14 protein-coding genes are annotated in these 15037 nt (G+C 59.2%); 6 read left to right on the top strand and 8 right to left on the bottom strand.

Annotated elements, in window-relative coordinates; genetic code table 11:
* Positions 1-64: 64 nt before the first annotated feature.
* The 4 genes from JQ848_RS16570 to flgA all read right to left on the bottom strand — a co-directional run bounded on the left by JQ848_RS16570 (position 65) and on the right by flgA (position 2567).
* Complete coding sequence (locus JQ848_RS16570) at positions 65-802, bottom strand: flagellar brake protein (protein WP_010655880.1); 738 nt, start codon at positions 800-802, stop codon at positions 65-67.
* A gap of 91 nt (positions 803-893) precedes the next feature.
* Entirely contained in the window at positions 894-1361 is a 468-nt protein-coding gene (locus JQ848_RS16565) for a flagella synthesis protein FlgN (protein ID WP_029612370.1), read from the bottom strand.
* Positions 1362-1420: 59 nt separating this feature from the next.
* Positions 1421-1747, bottom strand: coding sequence for a flagellar biosynthesis anti-sigma factor FlgM (flgM, locus tag JQ848_RS16560; RefSeq protein ID WP_127196594.1), 327 nt, complete (start codon positions 1745-1747; stop codon positions 1421-1423).
* 151 nt (positions 1748-1898) lie between these two features.
* Positions 1899-2567: a flagellar basal body P-ring formation chaperone FlgA gene (gene flgA, locus JQ848_RS16555; RefSeq protein ID WP_235972521.1), complete on the bottom strand. Its 669-nt coding sequence runs from the start codon at positions 2565-2567 to the stop codon at positions 1899-1901.
* A gap of 160 nt (positions 2568-2727) precedes the next feature.
* Here flgA and JQ848_RS16550 point away from each other — a divergent pair, with 160 nt between their 5' ends.
* From JQ848_RS16550 to flgE, 6 genes are all read left to right on the top strand, one after another.
* On the top strand, positions 2728-3690 hold the full coding sequence (locus tag JQ848_RS16550; RefSeq protein WP_127196593.1) for a chemotaxis protein CheV: 963 nt from the start codon (positions 2728-2730) through the stop codon (positions 3688-3690).
* 13 nt (positions 3691-3703) lie between these two features.
* Positions 3704-4531: a protein-glutamate O-methyltransferase CheR gene (gene cheR / locus JQ848_RS16545; protein ID WP_003441051.1), complete on the top strand. Its 828-nt coding sequence runs from the start codon at positions 3704-3706 to the stop codon at positions 4529-4531.
* A gap of 245 nt (positions 4532-4776) precedes the next feature.
* Entirely contained in the window at positions 4777-5184 is a 408-nt protein-coding gene (flgB, locus tag JQ848_RS16540) for a flagellar basal body rod protein FlgB (protein ID WP_003441054.1), read from the top strand.
* Positions 5185-5187: 3 nt separating this feature from the next.
* A complete protein-coding gene (flgC, locus tag JQ848_RS16535; protein WP_003441056.1) occupies positions 5188-5631 on the top strand; it encodes a flagellar basal body rod protein FlgC in 444 nt (147 codons plus the stop codon).
* Positions 5632-5646: 15 nt separating this feature from the next.
* Positions 5647-6372 carry a flagellar hook assembly protein FlgD gene (gene flgD, locus JQ848_RS16530; RefSeq protein WP_003441059.1) on the top strand — a complete coding sequence of 242 codons (726 nt, stop codon included), beginning with the start codon at positions 5647-5649 and terminating at the stop codon, positions 6370-6372.
* Between the two features lie 20 nt (positions 6373-6392).
* Positions 6393-7721, top strand: coding sequence for a flagellar hook protein FlgE (gene flgE, locus JQ848_RS16525; protein WP_160628276.1), 1329 nt, complete (start codon positions 6393-6395; stop codon positions 7719-7721).
* A gap of 152 nt (positions 7722-7873) precedes the next feature.
* Here the strand turns inward: flgE and codA are convergent, their stop codons facing one another.
* The 4 genes from codA to JQ848_RS16505 all read right to left on the bottom strand — a co-directional run bounded on the left by codA (position 7874) and on the right by JQ848_RS16505 (position 14857).
* Positions 7874-9115 (bottom strand): cytosine deaminase, encoded by a 1242-nt coding sequence (gene codA / locus JQ848_RS16520; protein ID WP_202210949.1) that lies wholly within the window; start codon positions 9113-9115, stop codon positions 7874-7876.
* Positions 9112-10335, bottom strand: coding sequence for a PucR family transcriptional regulator (locus JQ848_RS16515; protein WP_202210948.1), 1224 nt, complete (start codon positions 10333-10335; stop codon positions 9112-9114). The genes codA and JQ848_RS16515 overlap by 4 nt, the downstream gene beginning before the upstream one ends.
* Positions 10332-11597 carry a cytosine permease gene (gene codB / locus JQ848_RS16510; RefSeq protein WP_003441082.1) on the bottom strand — a complete coding sequence of 422 codons (1266 nt, stop codon included), beginning with the start codon at positions 11595-11597 and terminating at the stop codon, positions 10332-10334. Before codB ends, JQ848_RS16515 begins: the two co-directional genes overlap by 4 nt.
* A gap of 386 nt (positions 11598-11983) precedes the next feature.
* Positions 11984-14857: a ribonucleoside-diphosphate reductase subunit alpha gene (locus tag JQ848_RS16505; protein ID WP_003441086.1), complete on the bottom strand. Its 2874-nt coding sequence runs from the start codon at positions 14855-14857 to the stop codon at positions 11984-11986.
* Positions 14858-15037 lie beyond the last annotated feature (180 nt).

Below are 15037 nucleotides of genomic sequence, written 5' to 3'. Positions count from 1 at the left end.
GCGAGCTCTTCAACGAGAGAGCAAAAGCTCGCTCCTACAGGTTTATTTCTTTTTTACAGGCTTATCAGTAGTCGTCTTTATCGAACTGGCGCGCTTCGCGCTGCAGTTGATAGACAAAACGCTCGACCTGACGCTGCACAGCCCCGCTGATGTTGTGAAACCGCAGGCCGGCAAAGGTGACGTTGAGGCGCTCTTCAAAATGCAGGTAGCGCAACTCCACGGCCGTGGTCATGGCGCCGAAGGGCAGGGCGGCACTGAAGCGCTCATACACCTGGCCCAATTGCATGCTCTCGCCGATATTGCCTTCGAAGCGCAATTTGCAGCCCGTGGCCGATACATCAAGCAGCTTGCCCTTGAGCGGCGCCTTGAGCTTTTCGCCCGCCACTTCGACATTCACCAGATTGGCCAGTTTTAGCGCCGCGCGAAATGCGTTGCGCCGCTGGTGGTACAGCACTTCGCCCGGCAGGGCGGTGCGGTAGCAGCGGTGGTCATGGGCGTCGTCAATGGTCAGGCGGCTGGTGCATTCCCAGGCGATGCGTACGCCTTCATGGAAACCTTCAACCCGAAACGGTACGCCGTCCTGAAGAAAACGCTCGCCGTCACGGGGGATCATTTCGTCCAGGGCCATGGAGTTGCCCTCACGATCCACTTCGACCACATAGCTCTGGAAGCGCTGGCTGCGGTCCTGGAACGTAATAATCAGCGGGTCATGGCTCTCTTGCAGCATGCGCAGGCTGGAGGCCACTTCCAAAGGTGTGGAAAGCACCTTGGGTGGCTGCGGAGCATCTTGGGAATCGAACACGGTTCAGCGGTCTCCGGACAATAAACAGCAACACGCAGGGGGTGGCATTTTGCCATTGTGTTGCGTGTCTAGATAGCGTGACCGTGCAGGTTCAGGCCTGGCTGTAAGCGCGGGGTTTATCCAGCATTGAGGTCGAGCCGCGGGCGTCATACAGCGAAGGCGCTTCGCCGCCGTGCAGGATGCGCAACTGATTGGCGGTGATCGCCTGTTGCGTCTGGATCGATTGGCCGTTTAGCAGGTTGGCTGCCTGGCACCGGGCCAGCAACTGGTTCAGCAGATCGCTCTGTGTCAGTAATTGCTCGCCCACGCTGGAGTGGCTGGCAAGGCTTTCGAGGCCGCGGCGGTTGGTGGTCAAGCCCAGGCTTGCCAGTATCTCGCTGCGTCGGCGGCCATGCTGTTCAAGCAGGATGATCAGCGACTGTTTACGCGCCAGAATGTTTTCCAGCACCCGCATGTCGCGGCTTTTGAGGGCAATGGACTCGTCCTGCAACAGGCCGAGCAGTTGCTCGGCCGGTGCCAGATCGTCATTGATCAGTTGCAGCAAATTTTCATCGTGGATGTTGTGCATGTCGGGCTCATGGGTGTTAAGCGTCCAAAAGCCTGGCACTGGCCGTGGGCCTAGCGCTCAGCTTCTATATTCAGCAGTTTGCCGGCAACCCGATTGCTGTCGACTTTATAACTGCCATCGGCAATGGCTTGCTTCAATTCGGCAACCCGATTTTTATCGACCACCGGTTGGTCACGCAACGAGTCACTGATTTTCTGCAACTGTTGAGCTTCTTGACTGAGGTGCACAGATTCACCGCTTGGGGCGCTGACACTGGTTTGTTCAGGTTTTTTTGCAGGGGCCGCTTGCGTGGCGCTACCCGCTTCCTGGTTGGCATTGCTGCGGGTACTGCCGTTTAAGGGCGGGGCACTGTTGAGACGGCTAAAGTCGATGACCATGACGAAAAACCTCTGGGTATTTGGACGCTTGCCATGTTTTCGGCCAAATCCGGGAAAACTTTAGGCGCGATTAATCATGGCTGACTGCTTGTCGGTACTGACCTGCGTCAAGGCACAGTGTAGGAAAGTCGCGAAACTGATGCCAATTTTCCTAGAGTGCTACTTCAACCTGGCCCGGTGCGGTAATCCGTGCCCGGATGACGCGCTTGGAGTTCAGGTTTTTAACCCGGATCTGTTCGCTGAGGCCACCATCAGACAGGGCCTCGCCGGGCATCTTGACACTTAATGTGCCGCTACGTGCGCTGATCACCACGTGATCGCCTTTACGCACGGCCGCAGCCTGTTCCAGATGGGTGAGGGTCAGCACCTGATCAGTGACCATGGGCCGCAGCAGCTTTTGCCCCACTGCCAGCTCGGTCGCGGTCAGGTAGCCCTGTTTGATCAGGCTGATATCGCGCTCGCGCAGGGTGACATCGGCGTAGTCGATGACCATGCCGCGCTGCAGGGGGTGGGTCACGGTGACGACATCGCGGAACAGTTTGACCTGTGCCGGAACAAAGATGGTCCAGGGTGAGAGCCCTTCACAGCGTACACGCACAATGACGCGGCCCATGGGTTGGGCCGGGCTCTCGAGGCTGGCTGTCAATTCCTTGTCACACCAGGCCAGGCGCAGCCGGGGGTCGAGGTTGTTGACCTGGATTTGATAGCGGCCCTCGATCTGACCAGTGGCAAGGTAGTCTTCGACGGTAAATTCAAGAAAGCCCTGGGTCACGCCGATAAGCTGATCAGGCGATGTGAATTCATCGGCGTGGGACGGCATGCCGATAACCGTCAGGCACAAGGCCGCAAGCAGGCTGAAACAGCAGCGCGGCACGTGGCAGGATTTTGTCGTTTTAGCGTTCATGGCAGATAAATAGCAAAGCCCGTGCCGTTTGCCGGGCAATGTGTGTCGTAACTTAAAGTTTTAACAGGAGCTGAGTATGGCCGGGGTGATGGATGCGGTTAACCAGCGCACTCAACTGGTAGGGCAAAACCGCCTTGAACTGTTGTTGTTTCGTCTGGACGGGCCACAGCTTTACGGGATCAACGTGTTCAAAGTCAGGGAAGTGCTGCAATGCCCCAAGCTGACAATGATCCCCAAATCCCATCCAGTGGTATGTGGAGTGGCGAATATTCGCGGGGCGACCATCCCGATTCTCGATCTGGCAATGGCCACCGGGTCGGGTCCCCTGCAAGATCAAAGCAGCCCGTTTGTCATCATCACCGAGTACAACACCAAGACCCAGGGCTTTTTGGTTCGTTCGGTCGAGCGTATCGTCAACATGAACTGGGAAGACATTCATCCGCCACCCAAGGGTGCCGGTCGCGACCATTACTTGACGGCTGTGACGCGACTGGACGAGCAACTGGTGGAAATCATCGATGTGGAAAAGGTTCTGGCTGAAGTTTCGCCTTCGCCGGAAACCATTTCCCAGGGGGTGATAGATGTCGAAACCCAAGCCAGAGCGCTGTCTTTGCGGGTGCTGACGGTCGATGATTCGTCGGTGGCGCGCAAACAGGTTGCCCGTTGCCTGCAAACGGTCGGGGTCGAGGTGATATCGCTGAACGACGGCCGTCAGGCGCTGGACTACCTGCGCAACATGGCGGGTGAGGGCAAGGACCCGGCCGAAGAGCTTCTGATGATGATTTCGGATATTGAGATGCCGGAAATGGACGGCTATACCCTGACCGCCGAGATTCGTAACGATCCACGCATGAAAAATTTGCACATCATTCTGCATACTTCATTGTCCGGTGTATTTAATCAGGCGATGGTCAAGAAAGTCGGTGCCGATGACTTCCTGGCCAAGTTTCGCCCCGATGACCTGGCATCCCGGGTAGTAGACCGGATCAAAGCAGCAGACCATAGCCAGGGTTCATCCCTGGCGGTCAAAACGATTTAAGAGGCGCGATCATTTGTCGACGGCTAATTTGGATTTTCAACAGTTCCGGGTTTTCCTGGAAAAAGCCTGTGGCATTTTGCTGGGTGAGAACAAGCAGTACCTGGTCTCCAGTCGTCTCAACAAGCTGATGGAGCAGCAAGGGATCAAGTCCCTGGGCGAGCTGATTCAGCGCATTCAGAGCCAGCCCCGCAGCGGGTTGCGCGAGCAGGTGGTCGATGCCATGACCACCAACGAAACCCTGTGGTTTCGCGATACCTACCCCTATGAAGTACTGAAGAACAAAGTCCTGCCCGAGCAGATCAAGGCCAGTCCCGGTCAGCGTCTGCGTATCTGGTCGGCGGCGTGCTCTTCGGGGCAGGAACCCTACTCGCTGTCGATGGCGATTGACGAGTTTGAGCGCAGCAATCCGGGACAGTTGAAAGCCGGGGTGCAAATTGTGGCCACCGACCTCTCCAGCTTGATGCTCAATACCTGCAGAACCGGCGAATACGACAACCTGGCGATTGGTCGCGGTCTGTCGCAAGAGCGCTTGCAGCGCTATTTCGACCCCAAAGGGCCCGGGCGCTGGGTGCTCAAAGCGGCAATCAAGAGCCGGGTCGAGTTCCGCTCCTTCAACCTGCTGGACAGCTACGCCGGGTTTGGCAAGTTCGACATCGTGTTTTGTCGCAACGTGCTGATCTATTTTTCGGCTGAAGTGAAGAGAGACATCTTGCTGCGCATTCACAGCACCTTGAAGCCGGGCGGCTACCTGTTTTTGGGGGCCTCCGAAGCGCTTAATGGCTTGCCGGATCATTACCAGATGGTGCAATGCAGCCCGGGGATCATTTACCAGGCCAAGTAAGCAAAACGGGAGCCCTTGTACGGCTCCTTTTTTATGCCTGCCAATCTTTCCCTGCAGGAGCAGGGAGGGGGCGGCAGAAAAACGGCAGTCAGCGGTCAGGCATTGCCGCTTTTATGACATTGCCGCGCCCCATCTCCCTGCAAAGCCCTGAAATATGGGCCTTAGGTAATTGGCACGGGGTTTGCTCAGTTCATGTCATATAAAGCCTGAATTGCGTTCAGGTCAGCCCACAAAGGTTTCCCGACATGAGCATCAGCTTCGATAAAGCGCTCGGTATCCACGAACAGGCCCTGGGCTTCCGCGCACAGCGGGCCGAAGTGCTGGCGAACAATATCGCCAATGCCGATACCCCGAACTACAAGGCTCGGGACCTGGATTTTGCCTCCGTGCTCGCCGCACAAAGTGACAAAAACCAGAACGGCACGTTTGCGTTGAACAAGACCAACGGCCGGCACATCGAAGCCCAGGGCCTGAGCAGTGGCGACGAGTCCCTGCAGTACCGGGTGCCGATGCAACCGTCGATTGACCAGAACACGGTGGATGCACAGCTGGAACAGTCGAACTACGCAGAGAATGCGGTCAACTTTCAGGCCAGCTTCACTTTGCTCAACAGCAAATTCAAAGGGCTGATGTCAGCCCTGCGCGGGGAGTAATTCATGTCTCTAGCCAGTGTTTTCAATATCGCCGGTAGTGGCATGAGCGCGCAGACCACGCGCCTGAACACCGTGGCCAGTAACATCGCCAACGCCGATACCGTGTCGTCGAGCATCGACCAGACTTACCGCGCGCGGCACCCGGTGTTTGCCACCATGTTTCAGGGCGCGCAAAACGGCACCGATGGTTCACTGTTCCAGAACCAGGACGGTGCAGGCAAAGGCGTGCAGGTGCTGGGTGTGGTCGAGGACCAGAGCGAGCTCCAGGCCCGTTACGAGCCCAGCCATCCTTCTGCCGACGCCAAGGGCTACGTGTACTACCCCAACGTCAATGTGGTTGAAGAAATGGCTGACATGATTTCTGCCAGCCGTTCGTTCCAGACCAACGCGGAAATGATGAACACCGCCAAAACCATGATGCAGAAGGTCCTGACCCTCGGTCAGTGATAAGGGACGACGCAAATGAGTGTGACCGATTCCACCAGCGGCCCGACCCTTAATCAGGTACTCGCCAACTCGGCCCGGACCACGACCACCGACACCAGCCTGGGCGGGGCGTCCAAGGCCGTTGCCGGCAGTAGCTCCCTGGGCAAGGATGCATTCCTGCAATTGCTGGTCACCCAGCTGAAAAACCAGAACCCGCTGGACCCGCAGGACAACACGGCGTTCGTTGCCCAGCTGGCGCAGTTCAGCAGCCTGGAGGGCATCACCACCCTGAACGATTCGGTGAATTCCATCACGGGTGGCCTGCAGTCGTCGCAAGCCTTGCAGGCGTCGTCGCTGGTGGGCCGTTCGGTGATAGTGCAAACCGGCGAAGCCTATGTCGACCCCGCCAGCGGCAAGCCGTTTAACGGCACCGTGGTGGTCAAGGATGCCGATTCCAAACCCACCATCACTATTACCGATGCGGACGGTGAGGTGGTCAGGACCATCGACATGGGCACCCAGAAAGCCGGCAATGTCGACTTCACCTGGGACGGCAAGGATGACGACGGCCTGTTGCTGGACAAGGGTAACTACACCTTTACCGCATCCAGTAAAACCGACACGACCACTACCGCGCTCACCACCTACCTGCCAGCCACGGTCAACAGCGTGACCCTGAGCAAGACCGGCGGTGAAATCATGCTCAACCTCGCAGGCCTGGGCAGCATTGGCATATCCAAAGTCCAGACCATTGGCCTCTAAGCCGACCCAAGGAGAGACACATGTCATTCAATATCGGCCTTAGCGGCCTGTATGCGGCCAACAAGCAACTTGACGTTACCGGCAACAACATCGCCAACGTCGCCACCACCGGCTTCAAGGCGTCCCGTGCCGAGTTCGCCGATATCTACTCGGCCAGCAAGCTGGGGATCGGCAGCAAGACGGTCGGCAGCGGCGTCAACCTGGCGGCGGTCTCGCAAAACTTTGGCCAGGGGGCGATCAATAACACCGGCAACCTGCTGGACATGGGCATCTCCGGCAGCGGCTTCTTCGTGCTCAGTGACAATGGCTCCCTGAGCTACACCCGCGCCGGGACCTTCAAGTCCGACAAGGACGGTTACGTGACCAGCACAGACGGCACGTCGCGCTTGCAGGGCTATGGCGTGGATGCCAACGGCAATATCGTCAACGGCACCTTGACCGACCTGCGTATCGATACTTCCAACCTGGCGCCCAAGCCGACCGGTTCGGTGGAGTCCACGATCAACCTGAACTCCAATGCCGACACTATTGATCAGGTCGCGAACAAGTTCGACCCGGGCGAGACCGCCAGCTACAGCAAAAAATTCAACACCACCGTCTACGATACCCAGGGCAACCCGCACCCGATGGATCAGTACATGGTGAAGACCGGTTCCAACACCTGGAAGACCTACACCCTGATCGACGGCCGCAACCCTGATGGCAGCCCGGTCAGCGGCGCCGGCGCCAAAGATCCGGTGGCCTCGACCATGAGTTTCGATTCGACCGGTGCCCTGGTCAGCGTCACGACGCCGAACCCGGTTGCCGGAGGCCCGGACATCATCAGCAGCACTTTGACTGTCGCGGACTGGATGCCTGGCGCAACCGTCAATGGTGCATGGGTGTCCAACGGCGCCAAGGCCAAAGATGACGGCTTTGGCATCAACATGGCCAGTACCACCCAGTACAACACCGACACCTCGCGCAACCCGCCAACCCAGGACGGCTACGCTACCGGCCAGATCAACAACCTGACCATCGACGGTTCAGGCGTGATGTTCGCCAACTTCAGCAACAACCAGAGCCGTGCCATTGGCCAGATCTCGCTGGCCAGCTTCACCAACGAACAAGGCCTGCAGCCGGCGGGCGGTACTGCCTGGAAAGAGACTTTCGCTTCGGGCCTGGCCGGCTACGATGCGCCGAAGGTCGGCAGCCTGGGCGCGATCCAGTCCAACTCGCTGGAAGACTCCAACGTCAACCTGACCAGTGAACTGGTGGACCTGATCAAGGCGCAGAGCAACTACCAGGCCAACGCCAAGACCATCTCGACCCAAAGCACCATCATGCAGACCATTATCCAGATGACCTGATAGCGGGCAGCACGACAAAAAGCCCCGGCACGCCAATGCCGGGGCTTTTTGTTGTTGAAGCAGGGGGCTTGCTACTGATTGTGAGAGCCAGCCTGCTGGCGATTGCAGCGGTGCGGTGTTGCAGCTCTACCGCGTCGTTTGTATCGCTGGCTTCAGGGTCTGTTGAATTCAACCCGTTCCGGTACCCGGGTCATCAGCACCTTGCCGGCACGGATCGAGACCCGGGCCTTGGCCTGGCGGCGTACTGCTTCGTAATCACTGTCGGCGTCCAGTATCACCAGGTTCGCCGGCCGGCCGACGGCGATGCCATAACCCTCGCCAAGGTTGAGGGTGCGGGCGCTGTTGTCGGTGACCAGGTCCAGGCAACGTGCCAGGTCTTCGAAGCCCATCATGTGGCAGATGTGCAAACCCGCATCCAGCACCCGCAGAATGTTGCCGTTACCCAGCGGATACCAGGGGTCCTTGATCGAGTCCTGGCCCAGGCACACGTTCATCCCGGCGCGGTCCAGTTCGGCCACGCGGGTCACGCCGCGGCGTTTTGGAAAGCTGTCAAAGCGCCCTTGCAAGTGAATGCTTTCGGTCGGGCACGAAACGAAATTGATCCCCGAAGCCTTGAGCAGGCGAAACAGTTTCGAGCAATAGGCATTGTCGTAGGAACCCATGGCCGTGGTATGGCTGGCGGTTACCCGGCTGCCCATACCGCGGCCCCGGGCCTCTTCGGCCAGCACTTCAAGAAAGCGCGAGTGCGGGTCGTCGGTTTCGTCGCAGTGCACGTCCACCAGGCACCCGCTGCGCTCAGCCAGGTCCATCAGAAACTTGATCGAGCTGACGCCTTGCTCGCGGGTGTTTTCAAAGTGCGGAATGCCGCCGACCACATCGGCGCCCATCTCCACTGCACGGATCATCAACTCACGGCCGCCGGCGTAGGACTCGATTCCTTCCTGGGGGAAGGCGACGATTTGCAGGTCGATCAGCCCCCGGGCTTCTTCACGGACCTCGATCATCGCCTTGAGGGCAGCCAGCGTCGGGTCGGTGACGTCGACATGGGTACGCACATGCTGAATGCCATGCTCGGCCAGCATGCGGATGGTGGTGTGGGCGCGCTGTTTGGTGTCTTCATGGGTGATGGTTTCCTTGCGCTGCGCCCAGCGTTCGATGCCTTCGAACAGCGTGCCGCTCAGGTTCCACTCGGGCTGGCCCGCCGTGAGGGCGGCATCCAGGTGGATATGCGGTTCCACCAGGGGCGCGATCAGCAATTGGCCTTGAGCGTCGATATCGCCCGCCTGCGCCATCACACTGGCGCACTGCAGGGTTATGGCGCTAATGCGCTCGCCCTCGCAGCTGACCGTATACAGGCCTGGAGTTTTACGTAGCGTGGCATTGATGATGTTCATGCTTGGTCCTGTCGTTGGGCTTCGGTCATGCGCCACACGAGGAGGGCAACCGAAGCATTCATTCTGAAAAGTGGGTCATCGAGCGATTGTCCGCTGTGTTGCTCGATGCGTTGTATCCGTTGGTTGATGGTGTTTCGGTGAATGTTCAAACGCCGGGCCGCCTGCAGGGCATTGCCGTTTTCCTGGAGCAGGGCGTCCAGGGTTTCAAGCAGGCTGTGGGGTTGCTTGCGCCGGGGCTCGATCATGGAACCCAGGGTCTGCTGCACGAATGCCTCGATCACCGAGCGTTCGCCAATGGCCTGCAACAGGCGCAGCACCCCCAGCTCACTGAAATCACAGAAACCGCTGGCCGGGCGCAGATTTTCTGCAACATCCAGGGCCTGGCGCGCTTCGTTCAGCGCCTGATGGTAGTGCCCGCAATCCTCTGCCTTGCTCGCCACCCCCATGAACAGCGCCATGTCACCGATCATGGCATGCAAGTCGCGATACAGGCAGCCCAGTTCGGCGCGAATGGTTTCGCCCTCGTTCAGCAGCAGAATGAACAGATCCCCCTGGACGATGACCGGCAGCGCGCGGGGCAGGGCACGGGCCCAGATATCCAGATGATCCTGTACGGCCTGTCGCGTTTTTTGCAATAACCGTTCTGCGGCATCCGGGGCATGGTTGTCGAACAGCACGCTGACCGCCGACAGCCGCATTGCCACCAGGCGTCGCGGGCCGTCCAGAGGCAGTTTCAAGTGCGCCGCACGCTGGCGGGCAGTGGCCAGGCTCGGATAATCGCCGCTGAGCAACTGCGCCAGAATGTCGTGGCGTGAACGCTTGGTCTGGCCCATTTGTACCAGCGCCGTGCCGATCAGGTGCGTGACAATAACCATCTTCAGCAAGTACGGCTGTTCGATCAGCACCAGACCGTATTCCTCGCACAGTGCTATGACCGAGTCCGGAATACGCTGAATAAAGGCATCTCCGGTCAGGATCACCAGCCCGGCAATGCCGCTGGCGTCGCCTTCGTGCACCAGGCGCAGCAAGTTGGCCTCGTCCCGGGGATGGTTGATGCCGGTGACGAACACCAGTTCGCCGCCCATGACCCATTGCCTCAGGCCTTCGTTCTCGGCCACGTAGGGCCAGCGCACGTTGCGTTGCAGGTTGCAGGCACCGGCGCGCAGGGTCATTTCTTCCAGGCCGGCCAGCCCCAGAATTTCTGCAACCGTGAGGCTCAAATGTCCTCCTGCACGACGGGCAGCACGGCACGCCGGCGGCTGATTTCCAGCAGCAGGATGTAGCACGCGGCGGATGCGGCAATTCCAACCAGCGGCGCAATCCACGGTGAGCAGTAGGCCAGCAGTGCGCCGAAGGCGTAGGCGGTCAGGCCCGGGACGTTGTAGCGCGGCAGTTTCACACTGGCCAGCGTCGGGTATTTGCCGTGATGGCGATACCAGAAGTCGGCCATGATCACGCCCCCGATGGGCGGGATGATCGAGCCCAGCAGCACCAGAAACGGGATCAGCATTTCATACATGCCGCCAATGGCCAGCACCACGCCGACGGCAGCGGCGATCAGGGTCATGGTGCGGCGCCGTTCGCTGCGCACCAGATGGCAGGCTGCCGCCGACACGTTGTAGATGGTCGGGCCCTGGATCGTCCAAAGGTTCAGGCACAGCATGACTACCGCGGCGAACGACAGGCCCTGGAGCATCATCACGCTGACGATGTCGGCCTGTTGATAGACCATGGCGCACCATGCGCCGGCCACTATCATCAGGCCATTGCCCAGCAGAAAACTGACCACGCTGGCGATGACGGCAATCCGCCCGGTGCGCGATAGCCGGGTCCAGTTGGTGGCTTGGGTCGCGCCGCTGGCGAACGTGCCGAAGACCATGGTGATGGCGGCCGAGAAGGTCATTGCTTCGTGGGGGATTACCGCTGCCAGGCCCTTGAAGCCGCCGACATGGCGGGTGGCGATGTACATGGACACGATCAACAGGACAAACATCAGCGGCACCGAGACCCGCGACAGCACGTCCAGCCCTCTGTAGCCGATAATCGCGGTGATACTGAAGCCCAGCCCGAAAAACACCATCAGCGGCCAGGTGAAGCCTTCTGCCAGGCCGAGCATTTTCACCAGTACGATGGCCACGGTGGCCGTGCCCCAGGCGAACCAGCCTAGCTCGGCAAAACCCAGCAGAAAGTCCGAGAGACGGCTGCCGGCCTCGCCAAAGCAAAAACGCCCCATCAATACCGTATTCAGGCCGCTGCGGGCGGCAATCAGCGCCAGTGCGGCGGCATACAGGGCCAGCAGGCTGTTACCGATGGCCGCAATCCACAGCATGTCGACGAAGTTGAACGCCATGCCCAGTTTGCCGCCGGCGAACATGGTGCCGGTAAAGAACGTGAAGCTGAACAACACCATGGAAATCGATAGCAGCCCCTTGCGTGCAGAACGCGGGGCTTCGCTTAAAGGAAATTCGCCGGGTGCACTCATGTTGTATTTCTCCGCCTCGAATGGGTAGGGCCGTGGTCAGTGGCACCCTGGGGCTAGAGCAATAAGCGGGCCTGTTTCGGGCCAGATGTCAAAACAGAAAAAAGCGGGCAGAGGGCATAGAGGTCGGTGTTCAGGTTGAACATATTTGAAGGGGATTGGCGGGCAGAGGTGTGCAGAGTGATTCATTTTGTAGCGCTGATGCACCGTTGTGGGTGCTTATGGCCAATCGCCGGCTCCGACAACGGGCTGGTGACCTCCTTGTGGGGGCCGGCTTGCCAGCGCTGGACGCGGGTGTGTTGCCCATAAAAAAACCCCCGTTAAACCCAACTGTTACCAGGGTTTAACGGGGGTTTCGGTCAGGCGGTCAAGCCGTCTGACGGCTCAGCTTATTGGCAAGCTTCGCAATCCGGCTCGTCAATGGCGCAAGCCTTTGGCACCGGTGCAGGACCGGCAGGCGCGGCAACCACGTCTTCGCTGTTGTTGCCGTTGGACACCGCGTTGAGCTTGCCGGTGTTGACGGTGGACTTCTCGGTGCTGGTCGCGGCCAGGGCACGGAGGTAGTAAGTGGTTTTCAGACCACGGTACCAGGCCATGCGGTAGGTCACGTCCAGCTTCTTGCCCGAAGCGCCGGCGATGTACAGGTTGAGCGACTGAGCCTGGTCGATCCACTTCTGACGACGGCTGGCGGCGTCAACGATCCACTTGGTGTCGACTTCGAACGCAGTGGCATACAGCTCTTTAAGCTCTTGCGGGATGCGTTCGATCTGCTGCACGGAACCGTCGTAGTACTTCAGGTCGTTGATCATGACCGAGTCCCACAGGTCGCGGGCCTTGAGGTCGCGAACCAGGTACGGGTTGATCACGGTGAATTCGCCCGAGAGGTTCGATTTCACGTACAGGTTCTGGTAAGTCGGTTCGATCGACTGCGATACGCCAGTGATGTTGGCGATGGTGGCGGTCGGTGCGATGGCCATGATGTTGGAGTTACGGATGCCTCTCTGAACACGGGCGCGAACCGGTGCCCAATCCAGGGATTCGTTCAGGTCAACGTCGATGTACTTCTGGCCGCGCTGTTCGATCAGGATCTGTTGCGAGTCCAGTGGCAGTACGCCTTTGGACCACAGCGAACCCTGGAACGTCTCGTAAGCGCCACGCTCGTCTGCCAGGTCGCAGGACGCCTGGATCGCGTAGTAGCTGACCGCTTCCATCGACTTGTCGGCAAATTCCACGGCCGCTTGCGAGGCGTATGGAATGTGCTGCAGGTACAGCGCGTCCTGGAAGCCCATGATCCCCAGGCCGACCGGACGGTGCTTGAAGTTCGAGTTGCGGGCTTGTGGCACCGAGTAGTAGTTGATGTCGATTACGTTATCGAGCATGCGTACGGCTACATCGATGGTGCGCTTGAGCTTGTCGGTATCGAGCTTGCCGTCCTTGATGTGGTTCGGCAGGTTGATCGAGCCCAGGTTGCAGACCGCGATTTCGTCCTTGTTGGTGTTCAGGGTGATCTCGGTGCACAGGTTCGAGCTGTGGACCACGCCCACGTGCTGCTGCGGGCTGCGCAGGTTGCACGGGTCTTTGAAGGTCAGCCACGGGTGGCCGGTTTCAAACAGCATGGACAGCATCTTGCGCCACAGGTCTTTGGCCTGAATGGTCTTGAACAGCTTGATCTTGCCCGGGTACTGGGACAGGGCTTCGTAGTACTCGTAACGCTCTTCGAAGGCCTTGCCGGTCAGGTCGTGCAGGTCCGGTACTTCGGATGGCGAGAACAGGGTCCACGGGCCGTCATCGAAGACGCGCTTCATGAACAGGTCAGGGATCCAGTTGGCGGTGTTCATGTCGTGGGTACGACGACGGTCATCACCGGTGTTCTTGCGCAGCTCGATGAACTCTTCGATGTCCATGTGCCAGGTTTCCAGGTAGGCACAGACAGCGCCTTTGCGCTTGCCACCCTGGTTAACGGCTACGGCGGTGTCGTTCACTACTTTGAGGAACGGGACCACGCCCTGGGATTTGCCGTTGGTGCCCTTGATCCATGAACCCAGTGCACGTACCGGAGTCCAGTCGTTGCCCAGGCCACCGGCGAATTTGGACAGCATGGCGTTGTCGTGGATCGCGTGGTAGATGCCCGACAGGTCGTCCGGAACTGTGGTCAGGTAGCAGCTGGACAGCTGTGGACGCTGGGTGCCGGCGTTGAACAGGGTCGGAGTCGAAGCCATGTAGTCGAAGGACGACAACAGGTTGTAGAACTCGATGGCACGGTCTTCTTTTTGCTTCTCTTCGATTGCCAGGCCCATGGCCACGCGCATGAAGAAGATCTGCGGCAGTTCGAAACGCACGCCATCCTTGTGGATGAAGTAACGGTCGTACAGGGTTTGCAGGCCCAGGTAGGTGAACTGCTGATCGCGCTCGTGGTTGATCGCCTTGCCCAGTTTTTCCAGGTCAAAGGTCGCCAGCACCGGGTTCAGCAAATCGAACTCGATACCTTTGGCGATGTAGGCCGGCAGGGCTTTGGCGTACAGATCGGCCATCTCGTGGTGAGTCGCGCTTTCTGCCACTTCGAGGAAGCTCAAGCCTTCGGCACGCAGGGTGTCCATCAGCAGGCGAGCGGTTACGAAGGAGTAGTTTGGCTCACGCTCTACCAGGGTGCGGGCGGTCATCACCAGGGCGGTGTTGACGTCGCTCAGGGCTACGCCGTCGTAGAGGTTTTTCAGGGTTTCGCGCTGGATCAGGTCGCCGTCAACTTCTGCCAGACCTTCGCAGGCCTCGGTGACGATGGTGTTCAGGCGGCCCATGTCCAGAGGTGCGAACGTGCCGTCAGCGCGGGTGATACGAATCGACGGGTGAGCCTGGACAGTGTCTTCGGCCGGGGCGCGGTTAGCACGCTCCTTGGAGCGGGCATCGCGGTAGATCACGTAGTCGCGAGCCACTTTTTGCTCGCCGGCGCGCATCAGGGCCAGTTCAACCTGGTCCTGGATTTCTTCGATGTGGATGGTGCCACCCGATGGCATGCGACGCTTGAAGGTCGCGGTGACTTGTTCAGTCAGGCGCGCAACAGTGTCGTGAATGCGGGACGAGGCGGCAGCTTTGCCACCCTCAACTGCGAGAAACGCTTTGGTGATGGCGACGGTGATCTTGTCATCGGTGTAAGGAACAACAGTCCCGTTACGTTTGATCACGCGCAATTGGCCTGGCGCGGTCGCAGACAGATCCAGATTTGAATCGGAACCCTGCGAGTTCTCGCGAGTTGTGTCGGTTTGCATGGGGGGGTGTCTCCACATTCTCTATGTTTGTTTGGGCACCTTTTGGGGGCCCACCGTTCCGTCCTGAAGCACTACAACCGACGATCAAGCCGGGTATAACAACTTCGGGACGTACAGAAAGGGGGGTTAAGCCGCTTCCGTGCCGAAGTCCTGGGGTTGCGCGTACCGGCGCAAATCCTG

The organism is Pseudomonas paraversuta, from assembly GCF_904067025.1.
In the GTDB taxonomy this organism is placed as follows: domain Bacteria; phylum Pseudomonadota; class Gammaproteobacteria; order Pseudomonadales; family Pseudomonadaceae; genus Aquipseudomonas; species Aquipseudomonas paraversuta.
This window is presented reverse-complemented; position numbering and strand designations above follow the sequence as displayed.